Here is an 18052-nt window from a genome sequence, read left to right on the forward strand (position 1 = left end):
ACGATGGCAAATTCTCTTTCGACAGCGGGCGAACGGCCCCGCGCCAGACCGATCCTCGGCTGCATCGCCGACGACTTCACCGGTGCCACCGATCTCGCCAGCCAGTTGGTCAGCGCCGGCATGCGCACGCTGCAGACCATCGGGATTCCCGACACACCGCTGGAAGCCGGCGTGGACGCCGTGGTCGTGGCGCTGAAATCGCGCACCATTCCCGCCAGCGAGGCCATCAAGCAGTCGATCCAGGCGCTCGACTGGCTGCGGGAACAGGGCTGCGAGCAGTTCTATTTCAAATATTGCTCCACCTTCGATTCGACACCGGCCGGCAATATCGGCCCAGTCACCGAGGCCTTGATGGACGCCCTGGGCACCGACTTCACCGTCGCCTGCCCGGCGCTGCCGGCCAACCGTCGCAGCGTGTTCAACGGCTACCTGTTCGCCAACGGCGTTCTGCTCAACGAGAGCGGCATGCAGGATCACCCGCTGACGCCGATGACCGATGCCAACCTGGTCCGCGTGCTCGGCGCGCAGACGACGCGGGAGATCGGGCTGATCGACTACGCCACGCTGCGTCAGGGCGACGCCGCGGTGACCGCGCGCATCGAGGCGTTGAAAGCCGACGGTATCGGTATCGCGATCTGCGACGCCATCGATAACGAGGATCTGTTCGTGCTGGCCCGCGCCTGCCGCGATCTTCCATTAGTGACGGCGGGTTCCGGCCTGGCGCTGGGGTTGCCGGCCAATGTCGCCGATCGACTCGATCACCGGCAGGACGCCGCCCGCCTCGAGCCGATCGCCGGTCGCGAGGCGGTATTGAGCGGCAGCTGCTCGCGGGCCACGCTGGCCCAGATCGACCATGCCAAGCAGCACATGCCGAGTTTTCACCTCGATGCTCAGGCGCTGCACGATGACTACGCAAGTGTCGTCGACGCGGCGCTCGCCAGCGCCGAAGCCCATTTCCAGGCGCACGCCGACAACGACGGCGGCCCGGTGCTGATCTACGCCAGCGCCACCCCGGAGGAAGTGCGTCAGGCCCAACAGCGGCTCGGCGTGCAGGAAGCCGGCGAACTGGTCGAGCGGGCGTTGGCCGAAATCGCCAGCGAGCTGGTCGGCCGCCTCGGCGTGCGCCGCCTGCTGGTCGCCGGTGGCGAGACCTCCGGCGCCGTGGTCAGCGCGCTCGGCGTTCAGGGGCTGCGGATCGGCGAGAGCATCGACCCCGGCGTGCCGTGGACGACAACGCTGGGGACCGAAGAATCGCTGGCATTGGCGCTCAAGTCCGGCAACTTCGGCGCCACCGATTTCATGACCAAAGCCTGGAACCTGATGCCATGACCGCGATTCACACTTCGACCTCCTCGACCGAAAGCCGCCTGCGCGAAGAGATCGCCGAGATCGGCCGCTCCTTCCGCAACCTGGGCATGGCGCCGGGCACCTCCGGCAATATCAGCGCCAAGCTCGACGATGGCTGGCTGATGACGCCGACCAACGCCAGCCTCGGCGCGCTGGACCCGGCGGAAATTTCCAAGCTCGACTGGGACGGCAACCTGCTCGCCGGCAAGCCGCCGACCAAGGAGTCGTTCCTGCACCGGGCCTTCTACGAGCAGCGCCCGGATACCGGCGGCATCATCCATCTTCACGCCACCCATTCGGCGGCGGTGTCCTGTCTCAACGGGCTCGACGAACACTCCTGCCTGCCGCCGATCACGCCCTACTTCGTGATGCGGGTCGGCCGCCTGCCGCTGGTGCCCTACTACCGCCCCGGCGATGCGGCGCTGGGCGAGGCGGTGCGCAACTATGCTGCGGACCATGCCGCCGTGCTGCTCGCCAATCACGGCCCGGTGGTGGCGGGCAAGACGCTGGAAGCCGCACGCAACGCCATCGAAGAGCTGGAGGAGACCGCCAAGCTCTATCTGCTGCTGCGCCACCATGACGTGCGCACGCTGAACGAGAAGGAAATCGATGAGCTGCGTGACGCCTTCGGCGCCCAGTGGTAAGCGCGCATTCGTCCGTCCACACCATCAACCGGATCACCGAGGAATCAGACCATGCCGCGTTTCGCCGCCAATCTCAGCATGATGTTCAACGAAGTCCCGTTCATGGAACGCTTTGCCAGAGCCGCCGCGAATGGTTTCACCGGAGTCGAGTTCCTGTTCCCGTATGACTTCGAACCCGAAGCGATCGCCGCCGAGCTGAAGCGCCACGGGCTCGAACAGGTGCTGTTCAACCTGCCGCCCGGCGACTGGGCTGCCGGCGAGCGCGGCCTGGCCGCCCTTCCCGATCGTGAAGCGGAGTTCCGCGACAGCATCGATACCGCGATTCGCTACGCCAAGGCGTTGAACTGCCCGCGCCTGCACGCCATGGCCGGACTGGTAGAAGAGCCGACATCCGAGACTGCCCCGGAAAATGTTTCCCGTGAAACATTTTCCGATAACCATCAGATTTATCTTGAGAATCTTCGCTTCGCCGCGCGAAAGCTCGCCGAACACGATCTGACGTTGCTGATCGAGCCGATCAATACTCGCGACATGCCGGGCTACTTCCTCAATCATCAGGCCGAAGGGCATGCGATCCTCGCCGAGCTGAACGAGCCCAACGTCAAGGTGCAGATGGATTTCTACCATACCCAGATCATGGATGGAGATATCTGGAAGACCTACGAGCGCTACCGCGATGGCGTGGGCCATATCCAGATCGCCGGTGTGCCCGAACGGCACGAACCGGATACCGGTGAGGTCAACTACCCGTGGCTATTCGCCCAGCTCGACCAGGCCGGCTACGACGGCTGGCTGGGCTGCGAATACAAGCCCCGCGGCGAAACGGAAGCCGGGCTCGGCTGGTATCGCACCTATCGGATGTGACCGGCGATCATTCTTCGATCAGCCGGATGCCATCCTCTTCGATGACGATCCGGCGCTGCTTGTAGAGGCGGCCGATAGCCTGCTTGAAGGCATTCTTGCTGACGCCCAGTCGCGCCTTGATGGCGTCGGCCGGGCTCTTGTCGCCCAGCGCCAGGAACCCGTCGTTGTCGGCCAGCGCCGCCAGCACCTTGTCGCCGACCACATCCAGACGCGCCTGTCCCGGCGGCAGTAGCGATAGATCCAGGCGGGCGTCGTCGCGCACGCGACGGACATAACCTTCCACGCGGTCGCCGCGACGCAGCGGCCGCGACATGTCGTCGTGATACAGCAACCCCCAGAAGCGGCTGTTGACCACCGCCTTGGCGCCGAGATCGGTCAGATCGGCGATCACCAGCGATACCCGGTCGCCCGCCTTCAAACCTTCCGACTCGTCCTGCAGGAAGCGATCGAGCTTCATGCTGGCCACCGGGCGCATGCGGTCGTCGACATAGATCATCACCAGCACGCGCTTGCCCTCGTCCGGGCGGAAGCGCTGTTCGCCGAACGGCAGCAGCAGATCCTTGGGGCGGCCCCAGTTCAGGAAGGCGCCAATATCGTTGACCTTCGTCACCCGTAGATAAGCGACATCACCCACGTTGACCTGTGGCTCGGCAGCGCGTGACGATTCGGCGGGAGCGTTATCCCGAGGCGTACGGGTCATAAGGGGTTCTCTGCTGGCAAGCGATGGATGAGATGCTGCCATTATGACGGGCGCGCCGGTATCGAGCAAAACCGTTCGAAGGCTCTGGCCGGAATGGGAAACTCGGAGCCGGCTTGGCTGAATTCACACAACCGGAGGGAAAAGGTTTACACTCCAGAGCCAATCCATGGATTCGACCTTAGTATTAATCCTGTCGATAGTCGAATTCACTACGCGTGATTAGCAGACTAAAGAGTCGGCTCCCATAATGTCGCCACAGGTTGAGGCCGAGAGGCCATCAATCAAAAAGACATTTTGGAGGTAACGCCATGAAAACTCGCATTCTCGCAGCCATCGCAATCGCCATTGCTCTGCCCGCCGCCGCCCAGGCCAACAGTGCCGTCGAACAACGTCACTTTGATCAGCAGAGCGAAGCGCTCAATATCGAACAGACCGCGCAGTACCACGCACTGCCGACTCGCTACAGCGCCGACACCGTCGATGGCGGCCACAGCACCGCTGCCGATCAGGCCCTGAAGAACGTGGCCGAATCCACTCAACTGACTACCAGCGTGCAGCCGTCCAACAACAGCCTGATCGGTGAAGGTCAGAGCGCTGCTGCCGGCCAGGCGCTGCAGAACGCTACCCAGACCGTCAGCAATGACAAGGGCAACGTCGAAGTGAACTTCGCCACCCTGTAAGTCTTGCCTTCGGCAAAGTGCTAGCCGCTAGCGTATCCAAGGGAGCCATAGGCTCCCTTTTTAGTGTTATCTACTGCCTCCCTGCTTTATATCCAGACTTATCCTCCAAGATCATTCTTATCGATAGCTGATTTCACGCCACTTGATTAGTCATCTAACGGAAATCGCCCGATAATGACATCACAGGTTGAGGCCAAGGGCCCCACGCCACAACAGATGATCATTGGAGGCAACACCATGAAAACCCACATTCTCGCAGCCATCGCAATCGCCATTGCTCTGCCCGCCGCCGCTCAGGCCAACAGTGCCGTCGAACAACGTCACTTTGATCAGCAGAGCGAAGCGCTCAATATCGAACAGACCGCGCAGTACCACGCACTGCCGACTCGCTACAGTGTCGATACCGTCATCGGCGGGCATAGCGCCGCAGCGGACCAGGCATTGGAGAACGTCGCCGACGCCACGCAACTCGCCACCAACATCTCGACCAGCCATAACCCGCTGGTGGGTGAAGGCCAGAGCGACGCCGCCGCCCAAGCGCTGCAGCACGCTACCCAGAATGGCAGCAACGACCGCGGCAACGTGGAAATGAGCTTCGCCAGCAACAGCTAAGTTGCCGAGCGAGGAGTAGAACAAGGGCCTTCGGGCCCTTTTTTCGTAGCTGTCATTCTCTTTCTATCGCAACGTTTCAGCCAAGGGAGCGCTCATCGAGCTGCTGCTGAACACATAGGCGAGCGGGATGAAGCGCAAGACGACCGGAACGGAGAAGGCAAGACATAACACGGGGGTTAGTCGAATCTCGACGGGGCTGGCGCACCCGTACCGCGCAACGTAGCGATTCGCCTGTGCAGACATTTGTGCAGTGTTTTCCTAAGCGGATCTTTCCGTACTCTTACCTCTTCGTTAATAAGGCAAGCACTTCGCTTCTTTAGCCCAGCGGAGCAGTTGGACAAGCTGAAGCTTTACACTACCTTGATTTATCAGCTGTAACACCAATGGCTCCCTGCACAGGCCGGCTTCCTCGGTTGCCGATTAATGAAATGCGTAAACGGATTCTTCAAGCACTTCTCGCATGCCTGCTTGCCTTCGCGCTGGCCCCGATTTCCGTGGCACAGGAACCGGCATCGCCGGACTCCTTGGATAGCGCGCTCGTTCCGTTGGAAGCGAACGGGCTGATTACCCAGGCGCTGAGTCAGGTCGGCCGATGGGCCGGCGGCCTTGGCGATCAGTTCGGTCAAATCAAACAGGCGGCCCTCGAGTTACCTGACTGGTTCGGGACGCTCTTCAGCAGCGACGAGGGCCGAACGTTGCTGATGCAGGCGCTCATCGGTCTTGCTGCAGTATTCATCATCGGTCTTGTTCTCGAGTGGTGGCTGCGTCGTGTACTGAGCCGGCCCCGCCGCGCGTTGATCGAGCACGCCGAGGAAGCCGAAACGAATGCCCGGAAGGAACAGAACCGCAACGGCGAAACGCAACGCCAGGCATTCGAAAGGAAGCAGGACGAAGAGCGGAACGCGACGCAACTATCAGAACAACGTGCCTTCATGGAGACCGCAACGGCTGGAGGCACTCGCCCAGCGGAGGGGAGTGTGGCGCTGGTGCAGACCCATCGAAACGGCATCGATCGGATAGAAGCCGTCCCGGTCGATCCAGCAAACGCGGCGAGTGGCGGACCGGCGGCGGCACAGCAAGCCGTTGCCAGCGCTAACGAGGCAACCGGAAATGACGATATCGCGGCGGAGAGCGCCCGGCATGATCGTAACGGCGCAGCGCCGAGACCGAGCGAAAACTGGGGCACATTGCGACATCTGCCTTTTGCCGCCGGTGTACTGATCCTCGACCTGTTGCCGTTGGTGCTGTTTTTCTGCGCGTCGGGCCTTGTCATGCATTGGCTAGAAGGCGGTAACGAACGCATCCATGCCGTGACGAGTGAATTCGTCAACGCCTATGTCATCACCCGCGTCACCATGGCTGTGGTGCGTCTGCTGGTTTCTCCCGCAAGCTGTGGCCTAAGCCTGCTGAAGGTGAATCACGATCTTTCGGTCGTTCTGCACGTCTGGATACGACGCTTCGTCGTGCTTTCCACGTTCGGCATTGCCCTTGCAGGGGCCGTACGAGCCTTGGGTGCCAGCCCGGCGGGAAGCCTGGCGGTCATCAAGATCGCTTCGTTGTTCGTGCACATCTTCCTCGTGATACTGATTTTCAAGCTCCGGCATCCGGTCGGCGAAGCCATTGCAGCACCGGCGGAGGCACACGGGCCGCTTGCTTCAATGCGCAACTGGCTGGCGCAGGTCTGGGCTTTTTTTGCCGCTGTCTTGGTGATGGGCGCCTGGGTCGTCTGGGCGCTTGGCGTCGAGAATGGCTTCCCCAGGCTGATTCATTTCATTAGCGTTTCGGGCGTCATCATTATCGCCGCTCGCGTGGTGGCGATCCTCGCGCTAGGCGCTCTAGAGCGGCTATTTCCCACTGCTGCTTCTGCCGAGACGCAGGACAACGGTACGCATGAGAGCCCCGAAACCGGTATTTTTGGTCGTCTGATCGAACGCTACCATCCATTGATCCGTCGCCTGATTTCGCTGGTCATCACGGCCTGTACGGTCGTTCTACTCTGTCAGGCCTGGGGGCTGAACGCGATAGGCTGGTTTGCGCCCGGGACCATCGGGCGCAGTTTAGTCTCGGCGGCTTTGACTATTCTGGTTGCCGTCATCGTCGCGACCGTTGTCTGGCAGACGGTAAACGCCGCAGCCGAGCGGCGGCTCGCGCTCTGGGATAAGCAGGGTGAACGCATGCGAGTGGCGCGCTTGCGTACGCTGTTGCCGATGCTGCGAACCTGCCTGCTCATTCTCATCGTGTTGATTGTCGGCCTGACAGCGTTGAACGAGCTCGGAATCAACACGACACCGCTGCTGGCCGGTGCCAGCATTATCGGCGTTGCGATAGGCTTTGGTTCGCAGAAGCTGGTGCAAGACTTCATCACCGGTATCTTCTTGCTAATGGAAAACGCGATGCAGGTCGGTGACTGGGTGACGGTAGCTGGCGTATCAGGGGTGGTCGAGTATCTGTCGATTCGCACCGTGCGACTGAGAGCCGGCGACGGTTCGCTGCATATCGTTCCCTTCAGCTCGGTATCGACGGTCAACAACACCAACCGCGGAATCGGTAATGCGGAGGTCAGCATCAGCGTCAGTTACGACACGGATATTGAACGAGCGATTACCGAACTGAAGGATATCGGTGCCGGCCTGCGCAGTGATCCGGCATTCAAGGACCTGATTCTCAATGACCTCGAAGTGTGGGGTGTCAACGCGGTGGATGGCTCGATGGTGACACTGGTCGGCCGGATACAGTGTGTCGATAAAGGGCGCTGGGGAGTTCAACGTGAAACCAATCGACGCATTCTGGAGCGCTTTCGCAAGCTGGGAATCGAAATCGCCGACCCCCGTATACGTCTGCTGGTGCCGCGCGACGCTACAGGGCCTGACGCATCATCAGCACAGTAGCAGGCCGCGCCCGCAGCTTGAGATCGTAGAGTCGCCATAGTGAGCCCTTGAGGATTTGAGCTTCATCGTCCGAATGCATGGTTCGAAGCTGCTAATGACCTGGTTCCGCACGCAATAGTCATGTGCCGAATTGGAAGCCAAGGGAGAGCGGTTCGGAGGAAGGGAAAGCGTCGGAATGCATTGATTTGGCGGCCCAGCAGGATTCTATAATGAAAAGTAAGTATATGTTTTAGTTTAAAATTTTCTATTTTCGATAATCTAGATATACCATCCGATATACCTCCTCAGCTTTAAAAGCTGGCCGTAGGGTTGCGCATCGCACGACCAAGTAGCTACGGCTCCACGCCGCCACGCAAGCTCGCCTGAGGTCACTGTGTGCCCTAAAATGCTCGCCCATGGAGATTTCCAATCACTGCCAAGGGTATCGATCCATGTCACTTCAAGTGAGAGAAACGAGAGAGACATCGGGGAGATCTTCGCCATTCGCACCAGCGTGACGGAGAACCACCTTCCACTCGAGCAGCTCGCCGAAAAGGGCATCACACCGGAGGCCATTGCCGCCATGCTTGCCGAGGGGTTCTTGTGTGTGGGTTGCGGAGATTGATCGGATACCCGTGGGCTTTTCGATGGTTCGCAATGAGACCGAATGCGTATTTGGTCTTTTCGTCCGCACCGACTACGAAGGGCGAGGTGTGGGCCGCTTACTTCTTGGGAAAGCCGAGCGCCATCTATTCGCCACGTTCGACGAGATTTGGCTGAAAACCGTGATCGGCAGTCGAGCCTCTGCGTTTCCGTGCGTGCTGGTTGGCTTCCCGCTGACCAACGGGATCGCGGCTTGATGAAGTTTATCAAAATCCGATTCGCAACGAGTGACCTGTGAGCGGCGGCATTCGACCAAAGTAAAAATTAAGATGATTTTAATATTACGTTCGCGTAATAGGCACGAGCTTGCGAACGCCATGGTTGATGCGTTTGCTGAAGTGCTACCACCAATTAAGCCGTCCAAGAATTTGTCTAAACTCGTTCTCTGCTTTCTCAAATCGCTCATAAGAACCTCCAAACATACCTGCCTTTATCGGTGGCCAGTGGTCTTTCAAACTAGCCGCTTCCGTGGCGAGCCTTACAAAAAGCGAATTTTCTCCTCTGTTTGAGTACTTCCATCCAAACCTGCCAATGGGTCCCCATAAATGATTTTCTTCCTGCAGTCTAAGATCAGCCACCACTAAAGCGTATAATATTTCAAACTCATCAAAACTTGCCTCATAGCCCTTCCCCAAAAAAAATAAATTATCTATCAAGGGTTGAATTTGCTTAAACAAATACTCACTCATAGGTGTATATTGCCGCTCATGCCCAGGAATTTGTTTAAATGCATCTACCCTAGTAAGCTCAAGAATTCCACTGGATAGTTTATGTGCAAAATATGGCTCACGATTATCGTAGCCTGAGGTGCCCAATCTCGTGTAAAAAATTGTCGATAAGGCTTGATAATTTTTACTCTCTACTGCCGCTATACCGGCATGGTACAAAAGTAATAACAAAGGATACCACCTGAGATTTAACCAAATGGTTAGTCCCCCTTGGGTTTCAATCAACCTATCGCTAGCCCTCGATATGATTTTTCTTAGCACCTCAGTTTCTGATTCAGTCGCCCAATATGCCATTACGGAAAATATTGCCACGAGGTCTTTGGTATATTTCTCGTAAGAAGAAATTCGATCCAAAAGCTCCTCTTCACTATAGCTGCCCTTTACCGCAAAATTATCCTCACTTGTTCCTGAAAGGAATAGGCGTACTTCTTCCATAGCAAAATCATGAAGTTTGATATGCGACTTTTGTGAAGATAACAATTCTTTTACGTAGTCGACTTTATCTTCAAGTGTAAAGTTGCTTCTAACAACCTCTGCATAAGGAACTGATATGAGCTCATCAACATCTTTCTTCTCGTCTTCTGAAAAATCGTCAACATTCGGCGCTACGATTATAAAGTCGCCATCCCCGTCAAACTGACCATAATGCGGAGTTTGTTCTGAGTTTAGGTCGTTAGCTACTTTTGTATACACATATGCCATGAGGCCGCTGGCTGTGATTACACCGTGTTCATTTGCAGCCTTTCCGCGAATACCCTCTATGAGGTGACCAGTGAATACAGAGTGATTCGGTATCGGTCCCCCTGAATCTGAAACGACTTCATTTGCTTTTCCTGCTGTTATCACTTGGCGGGAAAATCTTTGGTACATGTCCTTTAGAAAGCGACTGCTCCCAGCTTGGATATCCCTGTTTACAGCTAATCCGCCGTAACATGCATCCATGATAAATAATATATGCTTCGCGCGTATTAGTTCTGCATTTCTCGTGAGCTCGTCCCAGCGTATGAATGTGGAGTAATCATTCATATCAGCATCGTAGGGCACTAGATAACCCACTTCACCTCGAAAACCAGTTTTAGTGTGTCCATGGCCGGCAAAAAAAACGAGCAACCTATCATCGACCTTCACATTCTCTGATGCAAAGGAAAGAAATGATTTAAGGATGTTATATTTGGTTGCATCACTATCAGTAAGACAAATAACATTCTCGGCCTCAAACCCGAGATCTTCAATGAGGATATTCTTTATTTCTTCTGCATCACTTACAGCATATTCAAGCGGAGAAGCATTCTGATATTTGTTTACACCTATAATTAAGGCCCTACTACAGTCATAACTTCGTTTTAATATATATTTTAAATCTCGCACTCATTCTCTCCTAAGTCTCTAACGCCTCAATAATTGCCACAAGATTACTTCGTCCGGCGCCGTGAGCACGAAGTTAATTTAATTATTATTCATCACCGGCTAACTTTATTATTAGTGGTTCATGCGGCATACCAGCTTGCAAGCTGGTCCAAATCATTAGTATCTTCTCACGATTTCGCACTAGCCAATCAGAGACATCACGATCATATTTTTTTGGTAAGCTCCCCTCGATTCGTTCGCCTGATTCTATAGAGTAACTAGCAGCATGTTGCTGTTTTCCATAATCAATATGAATGTGTGGGAGGGGGTGCCGTTTTTCTTGATAAATCTTGATCTTCATGTTTTTCCTCTTTGCTAAGAGAATTTCCATGAAGCCGTTACTTACCGATCGCCTTGGCTCAGTTAATAAATCTTTCTGAGAAAATAGTCTCTGCAACTCGTCAAATTCTTTATCAAGGCTCATGCGGCATCCATACAGGTGCAACACCTGTGTAAGGGGTAGCAAAAAACGCAACTACTTGGCAGCCCGAGCGCACATGGCCGCTTTGGGTCGGAACCCGTCAGCCTTCTCAAACCCTGTCAGGATACCTTTCGTATCAATCTGCCACACTCCTTTTCATTTCTCTATCCACCGTCCTCCGTCTTTCGTCGGGTAGGCTGCAAAATGCAACATTCCGCATCATTTTTTCGCCCCCTAATTCACCCCGCCGCCCCAGTACTGACGCGGCTAGCAGCCCTCTGCAACGCTGCATCAAAACCGACCCATTTAGCGCGCAGGCGGGGCGGGGAGTCGACAGCGCGCCGGCGGTGCTGGCGTAAATCCCGCCGATCCAGGCCCCAGCCACGGCAACGGCTGCCCTTTCTGTCGCCATATAGGAACACTTAGCACGGTTCAGGCTTTTTAAGGAATCCCTTCATCACCCATCGATTGGTCTAATGTCGCGGGTGGTCGGGTCGCTGATTGCGAGTGGCAGGACGCTGCCGGCCGGGAGAGGGATAGGCGTGCCCAAGGGAGACGGGCGCTGACCAGGGAGTTAGGGAGCCGATCATTGGCGGCGCGGCTAGCACCGTGGCCAGTGGTGGGCGCTATAGCACCAGATTGAGCTCGAGGACGTGGCGAATGCGCTCGCCATCCCATTCATAGCCCAAATGCCGCCCCTGCCATGTGGCAGACATGACCGGCGGCCGTAAAACCGCCGCGCACTCGCCACCAGGATCGCGCACGCTGGGATAGACGATGCCGTCTCCCTGGGCTTCCCAGACTTGCCGGCCGAGCGCCTGCCCTGCGCGCCAATCGTCGGGATCGAGCAGCGGCGTGGCGTTGGCGTCTTCTCGCAGGTCATGGAGTTTGCCATTTAGATCGGAGAGGTAGACGCGCTGCTGAAGTTGCATGGGTGGTTCGCTAGAGTCGCGCAGAAAGCGCTCGGCATGGTATCGCGTCTCGGCGATAGCGGTGGCTTCGCTCAGGGCGCAGTAGTAGACCCCGAACGCACCATCGCTGAAACGCGAGCCTTGTCCGTTGAAGTGGCAAAAAGCCGCCATGACGGGCGTCCAGCCAGGGCCATAGCGGCGATCCTCCTCCCGGACCATGTGAATAGCGCCGGCTTCCTCCCGCAATCGAGCAGAGGTCTGCCCTTCCAGCAGATTGAGGAGATCCCAATCGCCAGGGGCTGCTACTCGCTCGAACAGATCGATAGGCGGGAACCGGGAAGGCACGACGCGATAGCTTGGACGCCACTGTACCCTCGAGAGTGAAAACGTCATGCGTGGCTGCCACCGCGTGCGGCGTCGAGATACTGACGCACCACGTAGAGATCGGACACAAGCCCGCTACGCAGTCGTTCGAGAGGCGCTTGCCCAGAGAACAGTGGATTGCTGTTCGGTCGGCGCAGCCAGGTATCCGCCGCATCGCTGCGCGGCAGGAGGATCTGCAACGCCTTGTAGATCCCAAGGATCAGAGACATGCGCTCTAGCTGGTTTACGTCCAAAGCGGCCTTGTCGGGTTGCTTCTGCCAGCGTCGGTAAGTCGAGCCCGGCACGCCCAGCAGTAGCGCGGCCTCCTGCTCCTGCAATTGCCAGTCCCTGGCGATATTGGGATAGGTACGCATGGCCGCAGCGCTCATTTCCTGGCGCTGATCGCGTGACATCTGAGTGATGGCCATATCGTCTCCTTTTGCCATTTGGCGGTTAAATTTGATTATCCGCCATTTGATCGCCTATGTCATTTTTGGCTTCTTCACGCCTTGCTGGCCAGGAGAGGCCGCCATCGACATACAATTGAGCAAATCAGCACCCGCTCAGAAATGACAGCCGTTCTCGTTTAGCTGACACCATTACACACACGTGATTTTTTAGTGGGAACAGTGGGAACACCGGGAACAAGGCTCAACCATGCGGGTTAGAGGATGGGTACACCGTTCCCGGTTTTGGGAACAGTGGGAACAGAATCGCTCTCTCGTAGCAGCAGATGACACCCGTACCCATTGTTGTACCCACTTGTTCCCGTTTACACACTCCATAGTGGGAACAAGGGAAACGCTTAACCATGCGGGTTGTAGCGCGGTGTTCCCACTGTTCCCGGTGTTCCCGGTGTTCCCACTATTTTTGAGGTTCCTGTGAGAAATAGCCTGACTGTTCCTGGTTCCCTCCTCGAACGTGTCAAACGCCACCGATCATAAGATTAGGCAAGCTCCCTCTCCCCTGGCGAGCGAATGGGTTTCGCGGCTGGGTCACCGTGGCGGATCGTTCCCGCCGGCCGGCATCGGGAGTTGTCTTATCCACAACGCAACAGCCCCGCACTCGGCGGGGCTGTGTTGGGCGATGGATCAGGACGTCAGGCGCGATGCTGTTCGCTCCCGGTGGCTTGAGCGGCGTCGATCTGGCGGCGGCGCTTGGCGAACTCTGCCTGCATGGCCGTGCGTGGCCCATCGTAGCCCTGCTCGCACGCCAGTTCGGCCACTGGTTCCAGCGCCTCGAGGCTGTCGGGTTGCGTGGTAGCGTCGAGCCTTTGGGCTTGACGCTGTTTCGCCAGTCCTTCAACCAGCCGGCGCGGGAAACGCCGTTCGATCTCGGCATCCACGCGCCGGCGTTCGTCGGCGGCGAAACTGCTGTACTGGCCATCACCGAAGGACGGATCGAGCAGCACATCGCGCTCGCTCTTGTGCTGCATCAACCGCATGGCGGACAGCAGGCGCTGGCCTTCGGTGGTGCTGGCCATCGCCGCCAGGGCGTGATCGAACTCGGTCTCGACTTCAATATCCCACGCCATCTGGCGAGCCTGTCGGTAAGCGGTACGCGCCGCGATTACCTCAACCTGACGGGCTTCGTGCTCCTCGGTCAGTTCGGTGGCCATTGCTTCCAGTTCATCGGCGGTCTCGCGGTTGTCGCCAACGGCACGCTTGAGCTGCCGGATCTCCTTGGTAACGTCGCCATCGTTCTCGCGTAGCAGCTCGCGCCAGCGCTTGTCACTGGCCTCGGCTTCCTCACGGGCAGCCGCCGCCCCCTTGCGGTAACGCTCGAGACGTTCGGTCAGGGTCTTGAGCGTGTCGCGCTTGGCCAGATAGTTCGTGCGCTTCTCGGCGTGGGCGGTCATGTGGCGGGCGGTGGTCATGGTGGCAGTCTCTCCGGTCGGTTGGGCGTTGGTCTGGGTGTCCTGAGTGATCTCGGTCGGCGTGGTCATGCGTTGCGCGCTCCTTGGGGTGCGGGGAATCGCCCTGGCCGGTGGCCAGCCAGGGTCAGGGGGCTCGGTTTGGGAAAACATTCGCTCGCCAGGGGAAGACGGGGCGGGATCGAGACGTCACCGATACCGGTGTCATTTCCCGATGTCCCAATCCCCCAATATTCCTCTGCCTGATTTTCAAAATCGGCGGCAACGCGGCAACACTGGTAAAACCCAATAAATTCAATGGCTTGATTGTGGCAACCTGTAGCCACTGTTTTTGAAAAGGCAACAGGGCGGAAGCCATAGATAGGGATACAAGGAGATGTGTTGCCGTTGTTGCCACCTCTCTGTTCTATAGGCAACGGCTGTAACCCGCATGGTTGCTGGGCGTTGCCGTTGTTGCCGGTGTTGCCACTGAAACTAGGTTCACGTGAAAAATGCCCTGTCATGCTGTCGCCTCCCGTTCGGTGTCGAGACGGTCGGGATCGACCACGAAGAATCGCGCCGATCCACCCCCTGGCAGGCGATAGTTTTTCTGGCGGCGGCCGCTGTCGGTCTTGGCCAACGCGCCGTAGGTTTCCAGGGTGCGCAGGATGCGTTCTCGGCCGTAACCGCTGGCCGCTTCGGTGAGTGACGCCCGGTTGAGCAGATACAGGCGCTTGCCGTTCTCGACTTCGTAATACCCGGCGCGCTGGCGCACGTTGGCGTTGGGTAGCGTGGCGGCGATGTCGGAGAACCGGCTATCGCCGTGCAGGGCCAGGAAGTCGCCCAACGCGGTGAGAATCTGGCGATCCTCGGCGTTCCCGTCGCCGACGCTGGCCAGCCATTCCAGGAACAGTTGCCGGCAGGCCCTGGCGGCGCTGGTAGCCGGCCAGGGCAAGAGGCCGTACTCGATGGCCAGCTCGCCGGCGAGACCGATCACGGCGAATCGATCCGCCACGCGGCCCGCCTGGGGGCTGGCCGCTTCGAAATGGTCGCGGATCTCGGTGAAACGGCGGTGGAAGTGGTCCGGGTCGGTCTCTTTCACCAGCCGCTCGACGAACGCCGGGCCGATCTGGCCGAAGTGTTGAGACGCCGCCGTGGTCAGCTTGCGGTGGAAGGTGGCGCCGGCCATGCCGTGGACGTCATCGAAGGCGCGATAGGTGCGGGTGCCTGCGTTGACGTCGACCATCCGCAGTTCGGCCCCGGCATGGGCGCTGTTCCCCGAGATGGCGGCGTGTTCGGAAAGCGAGCGCTCCCCGCTGGAGAGGGCCAGCACGCGCCAATAGAGCTTGGGCCGCCCTTCCCTTTCCCTCGTCATCGTTCCCTTGCCCGTGCCGTTGGCGATGGCGTAGGCCATCTCCTGGACGCGCTTGGGATCGGCGCGCTTGATCTCGTCGAGAATCAGCACCGTGTCGTTACGTGAGGAGGCCTCGATCTCGATGCCGCCCTTGGACATGTCCCAGGACGCGGCAAAGATGCCGGGATTGCCCCACACTGACGCGGCGAGGGACTGCGCCAGCGATTTGCCGCTCGAGGAGTCGCCGACCAGATGCACGCCGCCGCCGTTGACGCCGACACGGGAAAGCACTGGCCCGGCCAGGGCGCAGCAGACCGACAGGATCAATACCGGGTTGCCCTGGCAGTAGTGGGCGACGTCGGTTTGCCAGCTTTCCAGGGAGCCCCGTTCGGTGAAGAGATGCGCGCCCTTGCCGCTGTCCTGAAACCGCACGTCGGCGTCACCGATGATGCGATGGGGCAGCACGAACGCGCCGCTGGCGTCGTGCCACCCCGGTCGGGTAGTGGTGGCCAGAATGCGGTTCAGTCCATGGTGACTGGCGATATACGCCGGCACGTGGCGGCGCTGGTTGTACTCGATCTCCAGGCCCTGGCGCATCAGTGCCTTCAAGACTTCCTCGCCCTTGCCGGCCAGCGCTTCCATCGGCATGACGTGTTCGATGACGCGACCCCGGTGACGGAACCGCAGCAGGCGGCCGACGCTGCCGTCATCGCTGTTGACGGTCTCGGCGTCGACATGGAGCGGCGCGCAGATCCAGACGTCGTAGGGCTGGCCACCGTCGTCGTTATTGGCGTGCTTGATTCCGTGATACCACGTGCCGGCGCGGAAGATGCGCCCATCCGCACTGGTAGGCCCTTCATACACGGCGAACGAGGGACGCTCGAGGCGTTCCAGGTTGGGCGCAGTCGGCTCGCCGACGACGGTCAGATGGGGCTGTGACTCACTCATGGTCACCTCCCGCCTGTTCGGCATCGAGCCGGGCGCGGTGCCAGCGGTACAGGTCGTTGAAGTCGGTCAGATCGTCCGGGCAGCCATCCGGCCACTTGGGATAGAGGACCATCGCGCCCACGGCCAGGGCCGCATCGTTGGCCGCCTGTCGTCCTGGGTTGCCCTCGGTCTGGCGGTCATCGTCACCGGCGATGATGAGGTCCAGCGAGCCATTCAGGGCGGCGCGCATGGTCTCGGCGACGGCGCGCAGGTTGCCGGCATTCATGGCGCAGACAACGGGGTCTCGGGTCAGCCGATGCAGGGTCGCCCCGGTGGCCCAGCCTTCGCAGATGAACAGCCGCCCGCCCGGAATGAGCTCGCCGATCAGCGAATACGCGCCCTGGACCTGCCCGCCCTTGAGGAAACGCTTTTTGCCGTTGGGCAGGATCCATTGCAGGTTGACCAGCTCGCCACCAGCCAAGAGCGGCACCAGCAGCCAGCCGCGCCGGCACTGGCGCAGGCCATAGGCCGGAACGCCCCGGCTCATGAGATAGGGATGTGTGGCGCTGGCCGGTTTGGCGGCGTCCCACACCGTGCGAGCGCGGGCCGCCGCTTCCTGGCGAGCGATGGCCTTTTCCGCCGCGTGGGCCTCGAGGCGCTGCCGGTGCGCGTCGGCGTCATGGGGTGCCGGCTGGAATACGCTGGGAGCCGCGCCCCAGCGGAACACGCCCAGCCCCAGGCGTCGATCGATCGCCATGGCGGCGTCGACCTGCCGGCAGCCGAACAGGTAGCTGTAGAGCGACACCAGATCGCCACCGTGGGCGTTACGGTCGGCGAAGTCGTTCCATTTGCCGGTGACGAGCGAGACGCCAAACGAGCCGCTGGCGCGGTCGCCGCGGGCGACGTTGCGGGCGACCCACTCGCTGCCCTGGCGGCTGCCTTGCGGCAGCCACTCACGGGTCAGGGTCTCGGCGTAAGCCAGTGAGGCGCGGGACACGCGCTGGATCTTGGCGACGACCTCAGACATGGCCACCTCCCGCACGTCGTACGACCGGCGCTTGGGCGCTCGCCGCCACCCGCTGGTGTGCGTCGATGCGCCGAGCCGCCACCAGCAGGTCGCTGGCGTCACCCATCAGGTAGCGTGCGACCGTCGCCAAGTTGGAGAGGTCGACCGACGTCAGATCGCGGTCACGCCCGTTCATGGTCGAGAGCGTGAACATCAGATCCTTGATCGCGTCGAGGCGCATCTCCGCGTTGTCCAGCAACGTCTCGCGGTCGCTGCGCGGATCGATCAACAGGCAATCGGTCTCGGTCAGGCAGTTGGCTTGCTCGAGGCGCTTATCCACGACGCACCTCCTCGGCCATCAGGTCGTCGAGATCGGCCAGGAACTGCTGGCGCTCTTCCTGGGTGATCGCGCCCAGCTCGGCAGCCATGCGGGTCATGCCCAGCAGATGGGCGAGCTGTTCGGGGCGGCGATTGACGCGGAAAGCGATCAGCTTGGCGCCGATGACGGCGGTGGCGATTTGATGCGGGGGAATAACGGATCGTGCGGACGCACTTGTGGCGTGTTCGGCCATGGGTGAGGCTCCTCTCTCTTCGAAGGAACCGCCCCGGCTGTCGCCAAACAGCTTGGGGGCGGACTGCACGGGGTTGGCGAACCGGAGAAAGAGGAACCCGGCAGACCCGAAGGTCTCCCCATGCAGCCCGCCAT

The 18052-nt window shown here is 59.3% G+C and carries 18 protein-coding genes; 7 read left to right on the forward strand and 11 right to left on the reverse strand.

The annotated features are described in order from the left end of the window. Positions 1 to 3 precede the first annotated feature (3 nt). Genes otnK through otnI form a run of 3 tightly spaced genes read left to right on the forward strand, consistent with a single transcriptional unit; the run spans position 4 to position 2855 of the window. Positions 4 to 1329 (forward strand): 3-oxo-tetronate kinase, encoded by a 1326-nt coding sequence (gene otnK, locus BC443_RS13615; RefSeq protein WP_071232381.1) that lies wholly within the window; start codon positions 4 to 6, stop codon positions 1327 to 1329. After that, on the forward strand, positions 1326 to 1991 hold the full coding sequence (gene otnC, locus BC443_RS13620) for a 3-oxo-tetronate 4-phosphate decarboxylase (RefSeq protein ID WP_071232382.1): 666 nt from the start codon (positions 1326 to 1328) through the stop codon (positions 1989 to 1991). Before otnK ends, otnC begins: the two co-directional genes overlap by 4 nt. Positions 1992 to 2042: 51 nt before the next feature. Then, positions 2043 to 2855, forward strand: coding sequence for a 2-oxo-tetronate isomerase (gene otnI / locus BC443_RS13625; RefSeq protein WP_071232383.1), 813 nt, complete (start codon positions 2043 to 2045; stop codon positions 2853 to 2855). A gap of 7 nt (positions 2856 to 2862) precedes the next feature. Here otnI and BC443_RS13630 read toward each other — a convergent pair whose 3' ends face one another. Continuing rightward, positions 2863 to 3555, reverse strand: a complete 693-nt coding sequence (locus BC443_RS13630; protein WP_071232384.1) for a S1-like domain-containing RNA-binding protein — start codon at positions 3553 to 3555, stop codon at positions 2863 to 2865. A 308-nt stretch (positions 3556 to 3863) separates the two neighbouring features. Here BC443_RS13630 and BC443_RS13635 point away from each other — a divergent pair, with 308 nt between their 5' ends. The 4 genes from BC443_RS13635 to BC443_RS18945 all read left to right on the forward strand — a co-directional run bounded on the left by BC443_RS13635 (position 3864) and on the right by BC443_RS18945 (position 8574). Further along, positions 3864 to 4235: a hypothetical protein gene (locus tag BC443_RS13635; RefSeq protein ID WP_071232385.1), complete on the forward strand. Its 372-nt coding sequence runs from the start codon at positions 3864 to 3866 to the stop codon at positions 4233 to 4235. 237 nt (positions 4236 to 4472) lie between these two features. Next, positions 4473 to 4847 (forward strand): hypothetical protein, encoded by a 375-nt coding sequence (locus BC443_RS13640; RefSeq protein WP_071232386.1) that lies wholly within the window; start codon positions 4473 to 4475, stop codon positions 4845 to 4847. A gap of 428 nt (positions 4848 to 5275) precedes the next feature. Beyond that, positions 5276 to 7735 (forward strand): mechanosensitive ion channel domain-containing protein, encoded by a 2460-nt coding sequence (locus BC443_RS13645; RefSeq protein WP_071232387.1) that lies wholly within the window; start codon positions 5276 to 5278, stop codon positions 7733 to 7735. A 584-nt stretch (positions 7736 to 8319) separates the two neighbouring features. Then, complete coding sequence (locus tag BC443_RS18945) at positions 8320 to 8574, forward strand: GNAT family N-acetyltransferase (protein ID WP_210766291.1); 255 nt, start codon at positions 8320 to 8322, stop codon at positions 8572 to 8574. A 144-nt stretch (positions 8575 to 8718) separates the two neighbouring features. Here the strand turns inward: BC443_RS18945 and BC443_RS18340 are convergent, their stop codons facing one another. The 10 genes from BC443_RS18340 to BC443_RS18840 all read right to left on the reverse strand — a co-directional run bounded on the left by BC443_RS18340 (position 8719) and on the right by BC443_RS18840 (position 17918). Further along, entirely contained in the window at positions 8719 to 10473 is a 1755-nt protein-coding gene (locus BC443_RS18340) for a caspase family protein (protein WP_083387409.1), read from the reverse strand. Positions 10474 to 10558: 85 nt separating this feature from the next. Further along, positions 10559 to 10936 carry a DUF4160 domain-containing protein gene (locus BC443_RS13655; protein ID WP_083387410.1) on the reverse strand — a complete coding sequence of 126 codons (378 nt, stop codon included), beginning with the start codon at positions 10934 to 10936 and terminating at the stop codon, positions 10559 to 10561. Between the two features lie 623 nt (positions 10937 to 11559). Continuing rightward, complete coding sequence (locus BC443_RS13660) at positions 11560 to 12237, reverse strand: RES family NAD+ phosphorylase (RefSeq protein ID WP_071232388.1); 678 nt, start codon at positions 12235 to 12237, stop codon at positions 11560 to 11562. Then, positions 12234 to 12635, reverse strand: coding sequence for an MbcA/ParS/Xre antitoxin family protein (locus BC443_RS13665; RefSeq protein WP_071232389.1), 402 nt, complete (start codon positions 12633 to 12635; stop codon positions 12234 to 12236). The genes BC443_RS13660 and BC443_RS13665 overlap by 4 nt, the downstream gene beginning before the upstream one ends. Positions 12636 to 13306: 671 nt before the next feature. Beyond that, positions 13307 to 14152 (reverse strand): hypothetical protein, encoded by an 846-nt coding sequence (locus BC443_RS13670; protein WP_071232390.1) that lies wholly within the window; start codon positions 14150 to 14152, stop codon positions 13307 to 13309. Continuing rightward, the gene (locus BC443_RS18660) at positions 14149 to 14583 is read right to left on the reverse strand and encodes a hypothetical protein (RefSeq protein ID WP_139284328.1); all 435 of its coding nucleotides are present in this window, start codon (positions 14581 to 14583) and stop codon (positions 14149 to 14151) included. The genes BC443_RS13670 and BC443_RS18660 overlap by 4 nt, the downstream gene beginning before the upstream one ends. Next, positions 14580 to 16361, reverse strand: coding sequence for a DUF927 domain-containing protein (locus BC443_RS13675; protein ID WP_071232391.1), 1782 nt, complete (start codon positions 16359 to 16361; stop codon positions 14580 to 14582). The genes BC443_RS18660 and BC443_RS13675 overlap by 4 nt, the downstream gene beginning before the upstream one ends. After that, positions 16354 to 17367, reverse strand: coding sequence for a toprim domain-containing protein (locus BC443_RS13680; RefSeq protein WP_071232392.1), 1014 nt, complete (start codon positions 17365 to 17367; stop codon positions 16354 to 16356). The genes BC443_RS13675 and BC443_RS13680 overlap by 8 nt, the downstream gene beginning before the upstream one ends. Next, complete coding sequence (locus BC443_RS13685) at positions 17360 to 17686, reverse strand: hypothetical protein (RefSeq protein WP_071232393.1); 327 nt, start codon at positions 17684 to 17686, stop codon at positions 17360 to 17362. Before BC443_RS13685 ends, BC443_RS13680 begins: the two co-directional genes overlap by 8 nt. After that, positions 17679 to 17918, reverse strand: a complete 240-nt coding sequence (locus BC443_RS18840) for a hypothetical protein (protein WP_071232394.1) — start codon at positions 17916 to 17918, stop codon at positions 17679 to 17681. The genes BC443_RS13685 and BC443_RS18840 overlap by 8 nt, the downstream gene beginning before the upstream one ends. Positions 17919 to 18052: the final 134 nt, after the last annotated feature.

It is taken from the genome of Salinicola sp. MIT1003 (genome assembly GCF_001858555.1).
In the GTDB taxonomy this organism is placed as follows: Bacteria; Pseudomonadota; Gammaproteobacteria; order Pseudomonadales; family Halomonadaceae; genus Salinicola; species Salinicola salarius.